Source organism: Methylobacterium dankookense (genome assembly GCF_902141855.1).
In the GTDB taxonomy this organism is placed as follows: Bacteria; Pseudomonadota; Alphaproteobacteria; order Rhizobiales; family Beijerinckiaceae; genus Methylobacterium; species Methylobacterium dankookense.
In genome coordinates, this window is record NZ_CABFVH010000001.1 from 148295 (window position 1) to 162451 (window position 14157).

The window sequence follows — 14157 nt, forward strand, 5'->3', positions numbered from 1 at the left end:
GTTCGAGGCGCTCGGCGGGACGGTAGCACTCGCCGTTCCGCCGGACGCGGTCGTTGAGCGTGAGGTAAAGGCGCTTGTTGGGCATGTATTGACCATTCCTTCTCAAATGCCGGGAAGGTGTCCTTGAAGGACATCCTCCCGGCGTGAGCTGCAGGGCCTGTTAAGCGGCGTGGTTAGCGCCGATTAGGCTCGACCCGTTGGTTAAGGGGGTGTCCATGTGGAGGCGCTCGCCCGGCGGGTTCCTGAGGAGGCCCGCCGGGATGAGGGCGAAGGCCGCCCTCATCCCCCTGACGCCGTATCCCGACTCCTCGCCGACGCCGGCGGCGGTGACGGTCCCGGGCAGGCCCGGCAGGATCGCGCGGACCGCCTCCCATGCCTCGCGGTCCTGCTCGGCGCCGCAGCGCGCGATCAGGCTCGCGTTCTCGACCGCGGCCGGGTCGAGGCCCTCGAAGGTGACCAGCCTGTAGTCATCGGCGAGCCCGGCGGCGTCCTGCTCGCAGATGAGCCGAAGCTTGGCCGCGGTGTCGTCCCTCAGCGCCGCCTTCGCCGTGTCCTTCACAGCGTAAGCCTTGCGATGGCCGCAGCGGTGCTCGACGACGACGTCGATGAAGTAGACGTGCAGGACTCCGTCGCGCCGGTAGGTGACCTTCACCTGCTCGTGGATCGCCCGGACCGTCGAGAACGAGGCGAGGACCGTGAGGACGGTGCGCTCGGACTCGCTGTCGAAGCCGTGCGTCCGGCAGCGGACCGGATCGGGCAGGTTCCCGGCCGAGGGCCCGCGCTTGCGCGAACGGGGCTTCCTTGCAGGCTCCGTCCAGGGATAGTCGATGCCGACGAGATCGGGAGCCGCTTGCGCGACCGTTCCCGTGTCCCCCTTTGGCTGGGACTAGCCTGTCACCCTTTGGGGGCGACGAGGGTCGGCGCCGAGAACAGGGTGGGACGGCCGGCGCAGAGGTCGGCGAGGATGGATTGGCGATTGAACATCGGGGCAGCCTCCCGGGAAAAGGGCGAGACACCGCGCCCCGTGACGGGGCGGGCCTTCGGGAATTCGCGAAGGGTCGGGCGCCCGCGGGCGCTCCGGGTCAGGTCCGGTTCCGGGATATCGCCTCGGTGGGGACACCGCCGGACCGGAAGGGACGTATGGTCATGCAGGGCATGCGTGCGCTCCTCCGGTGGAGGCCAGGTGCTGGCCGGTGGGTCGATGTCGGGCGATGAGGGGATCCTGCACCGCCCAGGCTGAGGACAGGTTAACAAACACCCTGGCCGGGCCGATTGCACGAGAAGCCTGTGGATGACGCGAGCGGCGGGGGCGCCACCTTACGGGCTGCGCGGCCCCGGGAAGGACACCACGTTGGCGTCCGTCCTTCGGGTGTGGCGGCGCTCCTCGACGAGCTCCATCCCGGTCTCCACCTCGACGGCGACGGCCCCGAGCAGGCTGTCCATGTCGTCGGGCGGCAGGAGGCGGGACAGGCGCACGAGCCCCATGATGACCTCCGCGACGCGGGCATCGACATCCTCACGCATGGGGACCTCCCTCGGCGGCATCGGCCTCGTGGACGGGCGTCGGCGAGGTGTCCGCGATGAGCGCGCGGACTTCCACGCCGCCGAGGACGCGGCGCTCGACCAGGCGGTCGGCCACGCGCTCGATCCGGTTCCTGTTCTCCCGCACCAGGCGCAGGGCCTGCGAGTACAGGCGGTCCAGGTCGCGCGCGACGGCTTCGCGGAACTGGGCGTCGTCCCTGAGGAGCGCCTGCACCTCGCTGCGGTCGCCGCGGTACAGGAGGGACCCCGACAGTCCCCAGGAAGCGGCCTTGGAGGCGAGCAGGTTGGTGGCGACGGCGAGGTCGCTCCACCGCTCGCCGCCCGCGCCCGTGGTGGGCTCGCCCCAGATCTCATCGGCCGCCCTGCCAGCGAGCTGGGTCACGGCCAGGGCGTCGATCTGCGCGGCCGTCATCATGGTCGGGTTGCTGCGCAGGCGACCGCTCGTGCTCCCCGCGAACGACCCGCGTTCGACGATGGTCACGACCTCCAATGTCGAGGAGGCGACAACCTCGCCGATGACGGCATGACTAGCCTCGTGGCGTGCGATGGCTCGGACGGTCTCCGGCGGCCGCGTCTCGGGCGGGCAGACCTGCCGGACGACGTCGTCCAAGGTCACGGCCCGGCCGGCGGCCTGCGCCGCGGCGCGGGCGGCCCTGGCCCACCCGGCGACGTCGGCCCCGGTGGCGCCGACCCCGAGGGTGCCGAGCGGCGTCAGGTCGGCACCGGGCGGAGCTTCGTCACCAAGGTGCTGGCCGAGGATGCCGACGATTGCATCCGCATCCGGCAGCCCGATCCTCAGGACCCGATTGAGGCGTCCCGGGCGGACCAACGCCGGGTCGAGCCTTTCGGGGAAATTGGTCGCCGCGATGAGGATCAGGTTCGTGCTCGAAGAAGCCGCGGACTCGATTTCCTGCAACAAGCACCCGATCACGGGACTCCAAAAATCTCTATATCGTGCATCTACGCTATCCCGAGACGGGACGCCGTCGATCTCGTCGATGAACAGCACTGCGGGTCCGTTCGCAGATGCTTCCTGGAACGTAGACGTAATTGCCTTCACAACGTCGCCGAGATAGCCGGCGCCGTTCGAGAACCATGTCGACGCGCTGGTTACGTGCAACCTAAGCTTCAAGCTCTTGGCTAAACTGACCGCAAAGCTGCTCTTGCCGGTGCCGGGCGGCCCACCCAACACGACCGCGCGGTCGCCCTTGACCGCCTCCACCCAGGGAATGCCCTTCGAGCGCCAGTCCTCGACCGCGGCCGCGAGCGCCAAGCCCCATTCCTTGGCCTCGCCGTAGCCGTGCGTCATTTCCAAGGACGGGGCGCTGTTCGTCGCGATCACGGCCCGCCTGGCCTCCACCATGGCGGAGAGCCGCCTCGCGCAGGCCCCGGCGGTCGAGTTGCGGCGGATCGCCGAGCAGACATCGAGGAAGCCCAGGCCGGCCAGCGACGGTAGCTTCCGGACGCGGCGGCCAGTGACTAACGCGATGACCGTCCTGACCGCGGCCGGCGTAGGCGCGCCCAGGGTCAGGCGGATGTCTGCGGCGGCGGTGAGGTTCGAGGGTAGGTAGCGGGCCGGGGCTGGCGAGACGCCAGCCACGTTGGCGCCGCCTCCCAGGATGCCGGCGACCTTGTCGCAACCGTGATCGGGTCTGTCTTGGCTCTTGCTCCCGCCCCAGCGTTGGAAGATCTCGGAGAAGACCCCGGCGGCGCGAAGCGCGTCGGCGACCGGCGCGACCATCTCGGAATGGGCGACCTCGATCACGACGGCGACGCCGTTGCGCGCCTGGATGGTTGCCAGGTCGCGGTCCGACAGGGCTTCCATCAGCAACGCGGTCCCGAGCATGCGCGGGACGGAGTTGTGGTCGAGGAAGGAGGCGTGGTCATCGGCAGCCGACGTGAGATCGACTTGCTCGACGCGGAAACCGGGCTCGTCGGGAAATTGGCCCTCCTCGGCCTGGCGGGCGACCCGACGTGCATGGTCGAGAAGGGAGAGCGGGGAAGTCTTCCTGGCGTTGGTCATGGCGGCCTCCTGCATGGGGCCGCCGCGCGCATCGACGGCGCGCCGGTCAGGCCCCTCGGGGGTTCTCGGATCGGGTGAGGCGAGGCATGGCCGGCGGCCCCGGGAGGCGGCCGGCGCGGCGCGATATCCGTTTCAGGCGGTTGGTCATGGCGTGCTCCTCTCGCGTCCTGTCTGGCGGTCAGTCCTGTTCGCCGGGGTCCCAGCCGTCGAAGTCGACCCGGCGGGCCGTCGCGGAGACCCTGATGCCGGGTCCCACAGGGGCGGTCCGTTCCCGGAGGTGGCGGGCCTGCCGCTCGGCCTCTTCCAAGGCGGCCTTGCCCAGGGCGACGAGCACGGTCTTGGCGATCCGGGTGAACCCGGCCTCGCCGTAGGTGACCTGGCAGCCGCTCAGGCGCCGGAAGATCTCCCCGACCTGGCGGGCGGGGTCCTCGGTCTCGGGAGGGGGCGCGGCGAAGGGGTGGGACGGTGCGTGGCCGGACGCGCGGCGGGCGTCGGCATTGTCGGTGATGACGTCGGTCATGCGGCCTCTCTCGGGGCCGCCGGACGTCGCGCGCCGGTCAGGCCCCCTGCAGGGCGTGGGGGGAAGGCGAGGTCCGGCCGGCGGCCGGGGCTTCCCGTATGAGGCGCAGGGGATGGAACAAGGCGGTCTCGCGATGGGACGGGTGACCGTCCAGGGATGGAACAGATTCGCGACCGACGCCCGGGGCGTCAAGCCGACAAGCGACACCAAGCAATTTGCGGGCCTGGTCGCGGTGTATTCTTGTGGACGACCGTGGCCGCGCTTCCAGCGGTCACGGCATGCCCTCCCGGGCGTTCTCGGCGAGGCGGGTGCGGATCTCGTCGACGGTGACGGGCCTGAAGCCGAAGCAATCGACGCCGACGTCGGTGCTCGCCTCGGTGCCTGGCAGGGTGCCGTGCGAGTGCCCGTAGAGGTGCAGGTCGCCGCGGTGCATCCGGGGCCAGACCCGGTGGGCGTAGTGGCTCAGCCAGGCGCCCTGGGCGACGCCGTCCGGTCCGGAGACGACCACCCGGGCGACGTCGACGATGCCGTCCCAGGGCAGGCGCACGGAGATGCGGTCGTGGTTGCCGCGGACGAGGAAGCGGTGCCGTCCCTTGAGGCGGCCGAAGACCGAACGGGCGTATTCCTCGCTGCAGCGGTAGCAGAAGTCGCCGAGGTGCCAGACGGTGTCCTCAGGGCGCACGGCCGTGTTCCAGTTCGCGATCAGCGTCTCGTCGTGCTCCACGATGGAGGCGAACGGCCTGGGGTTCTGCATCCTCGGCGAGAGGATCGAACCGTGCCCAAAATGTGTATCCGAGACAAAGAGTTGGCGTGACACGTGAACCTCGCGGGATGCGGAGGCTCGGCACGCAGCGGCACTCCGGCGGTCAGTTGGTCGGGTGCTGGCCCGCGGGTTTCAAGGCGGTGTCTCCTGAGGTCCGTTAACCGTGTCGCGGCCTTCATGCGGGCGCAAGCCCGGGACGCCGGGATCCACAGAGCCGCGCCGCCGGAACGGTGCCGGAGGCCGTTCCGGCAGGGGCCGGAGGTGCGTGATACGCGACTCGTCGGCGAGGTATCGGGTAGCGCTACCCGATAGCTCCTGCCTGACTGATGTGCGCTGACCGAGCCTCAATCGACGCCCAAATCACCAAGGTCCGGGTGGCCAGTGAGGAGGTGGAGGAGACGCAGGAGACGCCAAGCGCGCACCACCAACGGATAGGCGGTCCTGGCGAGGTGCCGGAGCCGGACCGCGGTGACGGCGAGGCGGTTCCGGAGCGTGGTCGGGGTCGACATGACATGGTCCGCATGAGGCCGCTTGGGCCGATGCGGTGATGGTCGGGTAGAGGGCGTGTCCCGTTCCAGGCCACGCTATGCCAAATGCTGGGGAAGACTTAAGCCAATTTGCCTTCTGGTGTGTATGGCATACTCTTAATGCAGGCGGCGGTGTCGGGCCGCATGCTCCTGTCTCCACCTGACGGGAGACCGACAATGACGACCGATGCCACCCCTACCGTGAAGGCGATGATAGACCGCGCCCTGGAAAGCACCGGCCCGGCCGCCGTCCTGGCCTTCGCCGCGGAGATGACGAAGCCGAAGAGCGGCTGGAAGGGACCGCGCAAGCTGACCCGGGACCAGGCGCTGGCGGCGACGCGGACCGTGACGTCGATGTTGCGGCGCTTCGGGCTGAAGCCGACGAAGGTGCTCGTCGGCGCCGGGCGCGCGAGCCAGCCGAGCGCGACGGGCCGCTTCTACCTGACGGACCTTGAGATGGCCGGCGAGCCGGTCACGAAGCGGCTGGCGACCGGCATCGGCGCCCATGTCGACCACGTGAAGGCCATCGCGCGCCATGCCCGCAAGAAGGGCCATGCCGTCGACGAGGGGGCGTTGCTCGCCGAATTGGCCGACGCGGTCGGGGCTTTCCTGGAGCCCTTCCGCGCCGAGCCGGAGCTCGAACCGGACGCTGAGCTTGCCGGGGACGTCAACCGGATCGCCGACCACCTCTCGAACCCCGGGCGTCGCTTCGAGCTCGCCCGTTCCCTGGCCGAGGCGCGGCGGCTGGAGCTCGGGTTCGACGCCGCGGCCGGCGAGATGGTCTTCCACGGCCCGGCCGCCCACATGCACGACCGCGGCAACACGCCGGTGATCCCGCTCCTGACCCGGATGGTGGCGCACGCGGAGGCGACCGTGTCCCGGGGCGAGTGGGAGGACGGCGAGGAGAGCGCGCTGTTCTTCGCCCGCCCCAAGCTGACGCCCCTGGGCCGCACGCACTGCGCGATCTGCCAGGAGGTCGGCCTCGGGGTGGTCGCCGACCCGGACCGCCGGGGCGGCCTGAGGATGGTCTTCACGCTGGACCCGGTGACCTATGTCGGCGAGCCCGGCCCGACCGCCGGGGGCGATGCCTGGGACAAGGCTGGCTACGCCCGGTTCTTGCGGTTCGGCGCCTACCCGACCCCCGGTGACATCGACCGCCTGGCCGAGGGCGGCCTGTTCTTCGAGGCGGCCGCGCCGGACCGGTACGATTGCGGGGAGTTCAGGAGCTTCTACGAGCAGGTGGTCGCCGAGTGGGAGCCCGGGGACGAGGACCGCCTCTGGGGGCGCCGGCACCTGCCCGTGACGCCCGAGACGTGCCGGATGCTGCTGGTCGACGACGACTGGACCGCGTTCGACATCTGGCGCTCCTTCGCCGAGATTCCGGAGCGGTCGGTGCTGCCACGGGACGCAGAGGACGATGCCGGCGTCGTGTCGAGGACAGTGCGGGCGAGGTTCGCGGCGCTGCTCTACGCCGATGCCGAGCCCTCGGTTGCCGGTCTCCTCGGAGCTGAGGCGGAGCGGCGGTGCGAGGCGCTCGACGCGTTCCTCATGAAGTCGGCCACCGGGCTGCGCCGCCGGAAGCTGGAGTTCAGGGCGCGCATGCGGCGGTGAGGCATCAGGGCTTCTTCCTCGGCACTGAGGGCGCAGCTTTTTGATCATCGGCAGACTTCCGGCCTCGCCCGCGGCGGCTCGGGCGGGGGGCAGGAGCGGCCGCCGCCTTGGCGGCGACCTTCGCCTTCTTCGCCGCCTCTGCCTTGGCCTTGGATACCCTCTTCGTGGCCTCTACGGTCGCCGCGCTCGGCGCGATCCGACGGCCGGGCACCTTCACGATCAGCACGCCACGGTTTGTCCCGTCACCCAGGAGGTTGCCGACCTCGGTCCGGTAAAGGGTCCTGAAGTGGCCGGAAAGGCCGCCCTTCGTCGTGAGGTCCAGGACGAGCAGGATGCCGATGGGGACGTTCGTGTTCTGATAGAGGGAGGTCTGGTCACCGTAGGAGGCCAGCAGGTTGTCGAACGACGCGTCCTCCTCCTCGCGCTTGACCTCGGTGATGAACCTCACGCCATCCACCTGATGCACCACGTCGGCACGTCCAGCGGCGACACCGCGCAGCTCATCGACGGTTCCGAACTTGGCCGTCCGGATGAACCTCATGAAATCCTGCTGGATCTCCTTCTCCAGGGGATTGGCTTCATCCTCGCGGGTGAAGAGGTATGCGACGGTCGGATCGACCCCGAGGCTCGGGTCCATCCGGCTTTCGAGGAAGAGCAGCGTCTTATAGACCACCGCCTGCACGATGGTCCTCACGTTCGGGTTGGTATCGAAGTAGGCGATGCCCTCGAAGGCCGGGAGCACGAGCGCTAGCGCTTCCATCAAGGTCGGCGTGAGCGAGCGGGCCTCGAAAGCGTTGACGTTCGCGATGACTTCTCGGGCAAGTCGCTCCTGTAGCTCGAAGGAAGGTTCGCCCTGTTCAATGACGGCGGCGACCGTGGGGCTGACGATCGCCGCCCCGGAAGGGTCCGGGTCCGCCCCCTTCCCCAGCGCGGCGTCGGCGCGGGAGACGAGTTCCGAGGCGGTGGCGCCGAGCTCGGAGGCGGCATGGGCCCCGATCCAGTCGCGCAAGGCGTAGAGCTGCTCGCGGTGGCGCGCGAAGTAATGCTCAATTCGGGGGCGCACCAGCCATTCCAGGCCACCGTCGCTCGACCGCCGGAAGATGGTCCGGTTCGCCGAATACACGGCTAGCAACTCATTCTCGATGATGCGCGCCGCATCCCACCAAGCGGGCTTGTCGAGGTTGGGGCCCAGCGTTCCGAGGCGGATGGCCAAGGACGCCCAAGCGGAGACTTCCGCGGCCTTCGCGCCGTTCAGGAAATCGCCGTCCTGGTGGGAATAGGCCGAGTAGGCGAATGCCTCGCGACCCAGGTTCCGCACCCGGTCCGACCAGCCGCCGACGCGCTCCTCGTAGAAGTCGTCCAGCAGCCCTATCGCCAGCGAGAGCACGCGCGCGTCGGCACGGGCATCCCTCATTGCCGACGCCGCTTCGAACCGGGTGCGGGCTTCCCTCAAGCGGCCTAGGACATCGCGACCGTTGGTCGCCCGGAGGGCGCCCCCCACCCGCTCCATGCCGAGCTCGAACGTCGCCTCGTCAGCGGCATCCTGGACGCCGAGAAGGCCCTCCAGGAACTCGACGGTCCCCGGGTTCGGGGTTTCGGCATGCAGGAGGCCGGCGATCCGGGCGGCGTGCGCGAGGAAACCGGGTTCGTCGTCCGGCTCGCAGTTCACGACGAAGGCGGACAGCATGAGGGAGCGGCGAGAGCTTTGCCTTTTCATGAGGAGCGCGCCTCGTAGCGCCGCGGTCCTCACGCTAGACATGGCCCCGCGGTCCTCGGCGAGCGCGAGCCACCGCCTGAACCAGCGCCTCTCGACGGCTTCCGGCAGCGGCGCCCTGTCGGCGACGAGGTCGACAAGGGCGTTGATGCCGATGTCGTTGTCCAGCCGGTCGACGAACTCGCCGGAGAAGGATTGAACTGCGGCGTCCGCCGGGTCGGCCTCGTCGAGGACGAGCTCGAAGAACTCCGGGGCGTAGGCCGAGCTGGCAACGGCTCCCGCCGCTGACAAGATCGGGTCCAGTCCACCGAAATCCGAGGCTGACGGCCGGCGGTCCTCGCTCAGCGCCGCAGCCATCCTGGCATCGAGTGCGTCCACAAGCTCACCAGAGGTACTCGTCGCCCTCAGCGTACAGCAGCCGCTCGCGAGGCACATGCCCTCGGATGGTCTCATTGTTGATGGCCGCCACGAACACCTGCAGGTGCCCGATCTCCTTGGTGATTTCGGCAAGGCCTGCGACGAGGCTCTCGTAATCCTGACCGACCATCTCGTTCGAGCCGGGCGAATCGATGAGCAGCAGCCCCGGGTGACGCCCCAGGCCCCGCCGTTCGGCGACCTTGATAAGGGCGAGCGTGGCGGCGATCTTCAAGCGGACCTTCTCGCCGTCGGTCTGCTTGCCGAAGTGAGTCTTGCCGCCGCCCTTCATGAGCACGAGCGTGGTGTTGCCCTGCAGCCTCACGTCCTCCAAGCTCTCAACGCCGAAGCGCACGGCGTACTCCTTGATGAGCCCCGAAACCTCGGCGAGCAACTCGTCCTGCAGGGGCTTGAAAGCCTCCCGGGTCACCTTCTCCGCGATCCTCAGGACGGCTTGGTCGTCGACATGGCCCGCCGGCGCGTCCTCCTCGTCGGCCAGTTCCTCCCTTCTGGCCTGCGTCCCGATGAGCTGAACCTCCAGGGGATATGCCTCGGAAGGCTCGGCCAGGGTCGCTTCCAGGCGACGGCAGGCGGCCTCGGCGTCACGCATCTTTTCGCGGGCAGCCGAGATGGCCGCCTCGACGCTTGTAAGCCGGGCTTCCTGCGACCGCAGCGCGGCCTCGCTGTCGGTGACCGCGCCCCTCAAGCCGGCTTCGCGCGCAGCGGGATTGCCCTCGGGCTGTTCGAGCGTGCCGCAGACCACGCAGGTGTGTTCTTCCCGGGTGGCCTGCCGACGCTCGTCGTCGAACATCTCGTCGCACCGGGGGCAGCAAACCGGGTCAATCGACCGGAAGACGGTCCGCGCCGCCCGGCCTTCCCTGAATTCGTGGAGGTCCCGCCGCGCGGCGGCGTGGGCTTCCCGAGCGGCATCCCGGTCCTCGCTCGCGGCGTCGAGCGTCCGCTGCGCCGAGCGGAGGCGGGCTTGTGCCTCGGCGAAGGTCCGGTTCGCGGCGCGCAAGGCGGTGCGCTGGTCCTCAGCCCGAGGGAGGCGCTCAAGCTTCCTACGCAACTCCGCGATCTCGGCGTCCAGAGCTTCGACGCGAGCCTTGCGGCGGCCCCGGGACCGCTCGGCCTCCACGGCTGCCTGCCGCGTCTCGATGCCGATGCGGTTCTGCGCCGCCAGGACGTCGTTCACCGCGTTCGTCCAAGGCACGCCCAGATACATCTGCATCATGCGGGCGCCGAGCGGGGCGTAGGTCCCGAACAGCACGTCCGGGTTCGGCTCGATCACCATGGCGCCGAAGAGCCAGAGCCAGTCGTGGGGTTGATCGACGCCCTTCTCGCCTCGGTCGGTGTGCGTGACCAGCATCTGGAGGCCCATCTGCCCCATGAAGAAGCCGGACATGACCGCCTCGAAGCCCTCGCCTGACGCGAAGGTCTCCTGCGCGAGCCGCTTCTCGCCGTCGATCCGCCAAAGCGTGCCGGCTTGGGCCACGGCGTCGGCGACTTCCACCTCGTAGGTTTGGCCATCGAGGGTGAAAGTCATGCGCACGGTGTGGAACCATTCGGCCATCTCGCTCGGGACGCCTTTGCCCCGCCGTCCCGTCAGGCACCACTTCATCACCGCGAGGAGCGTCGACTTCCCCCGGAAGTTCCTGTCGCTAAGGATGGCGTTGAGACCTGGACCTAGGTCGGGCCAATCGAAATTGATCACCCCCGGGGCCATGTCGCCCTTCTTCTCGCCCGTGAATGCGAGGGAAGTGATGCAGAGGTGCTTCGGAACGGCGATTGCCGGCTTGAACGCGACACCGTGGCGGGCGAGGAGGGAGCGGACTTCCTCGACGCTCCGACCGGCCTTCTCGGCGATTGCCGCAACCAGGGAGGTCGCGTCCGCGCGCTTCGGTTCCTCGGCCATCACGCTTCCTCGCTTAGTCGTCGAAGCCGCTTGCGCACCCGCTCCGCGGTCGTCGGGATCAGGTCGCCCGTCGCGGCATCGTGGTACTCCTTCTGCTCGTGCTGCCTGGCTTTGAGTTCGTAGCCGCCGCGGCCGTCGGCCACGCGTAGGACGAGGTCGACACGTTGATCGTACCAACCAAGCTCGGGGAGGTCCGTGACGACCTGGTCGAGCAGCCCGCGGGCCTTGGGCCCCACAAGGAAGTTGTGCCTGTCGTTGCCCGTCTGCATCCGGAGGGAGCGGGGCATCACCAACTCCCGGCACTTGAGCATGCTGAGCACCGTGTCGAGCGGCTCGTACGCCCCGAAATACCGGCGCAGCATGGGCACGCGCCGCAGGTCCGGTTCCTCCTCGGCGAAGATGCGCTCGGCCAAGCCGAGGTGGTCCCGTTCACCGGTCCGCTCATAGAGCGACAGGAGCTCGTCCGCGAGGTAGTCCGGGTAACGGACCCAGAAGTCGAGCGCCTGAACCTTCGTCTCGCCTTCGAAGACCCGGTCATAGCCGGCGACCGGCTCACCGGAATAGGGGCGACTGCCCTTCACCAGGATGAAGAGGATGCGCAGGGCGTTTCGGTGATAGTCGACCTTGGCCATCCTAGGAGTGCTGTTCGAGCCGGACGCGGGTGCCGTCGAGGGGTGGAGAATCGTTCAGCCAAGCTTACACCGCGCGACCGGCGGCTGCAGCGGCGTGGTGTGCCCAGCGGCTACGGACCGGGCCGAATGGCCTCGGGCGAGGCGGACGCCGCATCGCCATTCCTGAAGTCCGCGTGAGATGTCAGCGCCTCCGGACGGTACGGGCCCCGCCCGGCGCATTGCGTCACCTCGGCCAGCCTGAACCGCTCGCGCACCGTCGGATGCACCGGTGCGCCGTCAGGCACCTTCCGCGGCCTTACGGGCCAGCCTAGCCAGTCGAGCCACGGCACCAGCCAGCGCGGGAAGATGCCCGCGATGGTGTCGTGCATCCCAGCAACCTCGCAGTGCTGCATGCCGTCGAAGGCCGGGTGCAGGCGCAGCCGCCCGGTGCCGGGCTTGCTTGTCTCCATGCCATCGACCAGCAGCGGGTGCGGGATGCTGGTCGCCTCCTCGACCATCCAGCCCAGGGCGATGTCCGACAGCCGGCTCTCAGCCTCGGGATAGCTCCCGCCGATGTCGGAGTGGTTCCCGGCGAACCACATCTGGACCAGCGGCTCCGGCTCGTCCCCGACCCGCTCGCGGACCGCTCCCTTCATCCCCCAGCCGACTGGCGGGAAGTCCGCCCTTGTTTCGTCGATCGCCAGCGCGTGCCCGGCGTAGCCCACATGGCCTGAGAGCAGGCGGTCGTAGTTGGCCGAGCGCCACTGCGCGATGTGCCGATGGGTCTTGCCGTCGACCGGGCTGTCGTGGATGACCTTCACCGCGGTCGGGAGCCATCGCCACAGCACGAACGCGCCGATCAGCGCCAGGATGGCGGCGAAGGGCCCCCAGAAACCCGTCCCGAACGAGAGGTCGAGCAGCGCTGCGGGGACGGCCGCGACTAAGGCGGCGAGCAGCACGAGCCCCGCGCCGATGCCCCAGCGCCGCGGCCCGGTGGCGCCGAGCGAGGCCACGGTATCGAACACCCCGATGAAGTGCGGCGCCACGTTCGAGCGGAGCTCGTCGCCCGAACCGTACGTGCGCCTGAAGCGCCGGGCGAGCTCGAAGCGCTCCTCCTGGTACTGCTCCCGCGGCGAGCCGGCCCCGTACTCGTAGACCTGCATCACCGCCTCCTCGGCGATGGCACGCGTCGCCCGGCGGAACCGCGGCAGGTACCCCCCGGGGGCAGTGGTCGGCACACCGCAGAGAAACAGCACGTTGGCCACGCACCGGGCCGTGTAGGCGCCCCGGCTGAAGCCGACGAGATAGATCCGGTCGCCGGGCTCGTAGTGGTTGACGATGAACTCGTAGCAGTCGGCGATGTTCTTCGTGATCCCGAGCCCGGTCACCGAGGACAGCAGCTTCTGCAGGCGGCGGTAGGCGCCGACGAATCCGGTGGCCGAGCCGTCCGTGCCGAGCCCGGGATCGTAGAAGGCGACCTGCTCGCGCGGGTCGATGCCGCTGTCCGGGCCGACCCGGCAGACGCGGTAGAGCTTGTACACGTTGCTCAGCCGCTGCTCCTCACGGAGCCCGCCCTCCTGCCCCGTGCCGTCCGAGAAGACGACGATGTTTTTCGGCATGCCCCACCCAGCCGTTGCGGCCGGTCCCCTTATCGGTTTCTAACCGGTCGCGCGGCTCCGCACCGCCCGTTGACCCCTGGCCGCCCTGGCGGCGGGCATCGCCTTCACGAGGACGTTCGGGCTGCCCTTGGCTGAGGCCACCCGCTTCTTCGGCTTGGGCGCCGCAGCGGATCGCGCCGGCTTGCCGGGTCGGGCAGGAACGGCCTCCGCCAAGTAGGCCCGCACGGCCTTGACGGCGCCCTTGATGCCCTCAGCCACGTCCGCGAAGGCATGGTCCATCGACCGCCAGTCACTCACCGGCCGCCCGTCGCGCGGAAGGACCTTGAGATCGGATGCCCCGGTATCCTTCCAGGCGCAGGGCCGGACCACGACGACCACGACCCGCATGGAGCCCCTGGCGCGACGGCCCATGGCCCGCCTGTACTCCAACTGGCACCAGTGGCTGGCGATGTACTCCGGGCTCATCAATGCGACGAAGATGTCCGCCGTGCGCAGCTTGCGCGAGATCTCGGTGTTCAACTTGTCGCCGGCTTCCATGTCGCCGTCGAACCAGGTCTCGACCTCGTCGCGCTTCAACTGGGCGAGGTGGACCTGGAGCTTCGCCTGCTGGATCGCGTTCGCATGGCAGTACGAGACGAAGATCCGCACCTTCGCCTTCTTGGCCTTCGGCGCCGGGGCTTTCGGGGGACCCGAGGCGCGCGCGGCCGGCATCGCCCTCCTCGCGGGCGGCTTCGCCTTGCTGGTCCTGGTCCCTGGTTTCACGGTCACGGCAGCCCCCTCGAACGCGGCGGCCAAGTTCCGGACTCAAACCGCATGGGCTCGTTTTGTTCCGCTTCGCCCAGGTCTCCGGCCCCGGCAACTGCGATACCGCCTGGGCGGCCGGCCCCACTCACGGCGG

The 14157-nt window shown here is 69.3% G+C and carries 12 protein-coding genes; 1 reads left to right on the forward strand and 11 read right to left on the reverse strand.

Going from position 1 to position 14157, the window contains the following annotated elements; all coding sequences use genetic code 11:
- Positions 1 to 160: 160 nt before the first annotated feature.
- The 6 genes from MTDSW087_RS00785 to MTDSW087_RS29895 form a co-directional block, all read right to left on the reverse strand.
- Positions 161 to 652 carry a hypothetical protein gene (locus MTDSW087_RS00785; protein WP_144758783.1) on the reverse strand — a complete coding sequence of 164 codons (492 nt, stop codon included), beginning with the start codon at positions 650 to 652 and terminating at the stop codon, positions 161 to 163.
- Between the two features lie 665 nt (positions 653 to 1317).
- Positions 1318 to 1524 (reverse strand): hypothetical protein, encoded by a 207-nt coding sequence (locus tag MTDSW087_RS00790; RefSeq protein WP_144758786.1) that lies wholly within the window; start codon positions 1522 to 1524, stop codon positions 1318 to 1320.
- Positions 1517 to 3565 (reverse strand): AAA family ATPase, encoded by a 2049-nt coding sequence (locus MTDSW087_RS00795; RefSeq protein WP_186383690.1) that lies wholly within the window; start codon positions 3563 to 3565, stop codon positions 1517 to 1519. Before MTDSW087_RS00795 ends, MTDSW087_RS00790 begins: the two co-directional genes overlap by 8 nt.
- Positions 3566 to 3743: 178 nt before the next feature.
- Positions 3744 to 4085, reverse strand: a complete 342-nt coding sequence (locus tag MTDSW087_RS00800; protein ID WP_144758792.1) for a hypothetical protein — start codon at positions 4083 to 4085, stop codon at positions 3744 to 3746.
- A 271-nt stretch (positions 4086 to 4356) separates the two neighbouring features.
- Positions 4357 to 4902: a metallophosphoesterase gene (locus MTDSW087_RS00805; protein ID WP_144758795.1), complete on the reverse strand. Its 546-nt coding sequence runs from the start codon at positions 4900 to 4902 to the stop codon at positions 4357 to 4359.
- A 290-nt stretch (positions 4903 to 5192) separates the two neighbouring features.
- Positions 5193 to 5357 carry a hypothetical protein gene (locus MTDSW087_RS29895; protein ID WP_186383691.1) on the reverse strand — a complete coding sequence of 55 codons (165 nt, stop codon included), beginning with the start codon at positions 5355 to 5357 and terminating at the stop codon, positions 5193 to 5195.
- A 195-nt stretch (positions 5358 to 5552) separates the two neighbouring features.
- Between MTDSW087_RS29895 and MTDSW087_RS00810 the strand changes: the two genes are divergently transcribed.
- Positions 5553 to 6986 carry a hypothetical protein gene (locus tag MTDSW087_RS00810; RefSeq protein WP_144758798.1) on the forward strand — a complete coding sequence of 478 codons (1434 nt, stop codon included), beginning with the start codon at positions 5553 to 5555 and terminating at the stop codon, positions 6984 to 6986.
- A 4-nt stretch (positions 6987 to 6990) separates the two neighbouring features.
- Here the strand turns inward: MTDSW087_RS00810 and MTDSW087_RS00815 are convergent, their stop codons facing one another.
- The 5 genes from MTDSW087_RS00815 to MTDSW087_RS00835 all read right to left on the reverse strand — a co-directional run bounded on the left by MTDSW087_RS00815 (position 6991) and on the right by MTDSW087_RS00835 (position 13970).
- Complete coding sequence (locus MTDSW087_RS00815) at positions 6991 to 9078, reverse strand: hypothetical protein (protein WP_186383692.1); 2088 nt, start codon at positions 9076 to 9078, stop codon at positions 6991 to 6993.
- Between the two features lie 4 nt (positions 9079 to 9082).
- Positions 9083 to 11029 (reverse strand): coiled-coil domain-containing protein, encoded by a 1947-nt coding sequence (locus tag MTDSW087_RS00820; RefSeq protein WP_144758804.1) that lies wholly within the window; start codon positions 11027 to 11029, stop codon positions 9083 to 9085.
- Positions 11029 to 11661: a hypothetical protein gene (locus MTDSW087_RS00825; RefSeq protein WP_144758807.1), complete on the reverse strand. Its 633-nt coding sequence runs from the start codon at positions 11659 to 11661 to the stop codon at positions 11029 to 11031. The genes MTDSW087_RS00820 and MTDSW087_RS00825 overlap by 1 nt, the downstream gene beginning before the upstream one ends.
- 110 nt (positions 11662 to 11771) lie before the next feature.
- Positions 11772 to 13259, reverse strand: coding sequence for a DUF2235 domain-containing protein (locus MTDSW087_RS00830; protein WP_144758810.1), 1488 nt, complete (start codon positions 13257 to 13259; stop codon positions 11772 to 11774).
- A gap of 39 nt (positions 13260 to 13298) precedes the next feature.
- Positions 13299 to 13970, reverse strand: coding sequence for a toll/interleukin-1 receptor domain-containing protein (locus tag MTDSW087_RS00835; protein ID WP_144758813.1), 672 nt, complete (start codon positions 13968 to 13970; stop codon positions 13299 to 13301).
- Between the last annotated feature and the right edge of the window lie 187 nt (positions 13971 to 14157).

Excerpts from the sequence above, each read along its gene's own strand:
- MTDSW087_RS00835 (WP_144758813.1), bottom strand. The coding sequence starts at position 13,970 with ATGCCGGCCGCGCGCGCCTCGGGTCCCCCGAAAGCCCCGGCGCCGAAG.
- MTDSW087_RS29895 (WP_186383691.1), bottom strand. The coding sequence starts at position 5,357 with ATGTCGACCCCGACCACGCTCCGGAACCGCCTCGCCGTCACCGCGGTC.
- MTDSW087_RS00800 (WP_144758792.1), bottom strand. The coding sequence starts at position 4,085 with ATGACCGACGTCATCACCGACAATGCCGACGCCCGCCGCGCGTCCGGC.
- MTDSW087_RS00795 (WP_186383690.1), bottom strand. The coding sequence starts at position 3,565 with ATGACCAACGCCAGGAAGACTTCCCCGCTCTCCCTTCTCGACCATGCA.
- MTDSW087_RS00825 (WP_144758807.1), bottom strand. The coding sequence starts at position 11,661 with ATGGCCAAGGTCGACTATCACCGAAACGCCCTGCGCATCCTCTTCATC.
- MTDSW087_RS00820 (WP_144758804.1), bottom strand. The coding sequence starts at position 11,029 with ATGGCCGAGGAACCGAAGCGCGCGGACGCGACCTCCCTGGTTGCGGCA.
- MTDSW087_RS00810 (WP_144758798.1), top strand. The coding sequence starts at position 5,553 with ATGACGACCGATGCCACCCCTACCGTGAAGGCGATGATAGACCGCGCC.
- MTDSW087_RS00790 (WP_144758786.1), bottom strand. The coding sequence starts at position 1,524 with ATGCGTGAGGATGTCGATGCCCGCGTCGCGGAGGTCATCATGGGGCTC.
- MTDSW087_RS00830 (WP_144758810.1), bottom strand. The coding sequence starts at position 13,259 with ATGCCGAAAAACATCGTCGTCTTCTCGGACGGCACGGGGCAGGAGGGC.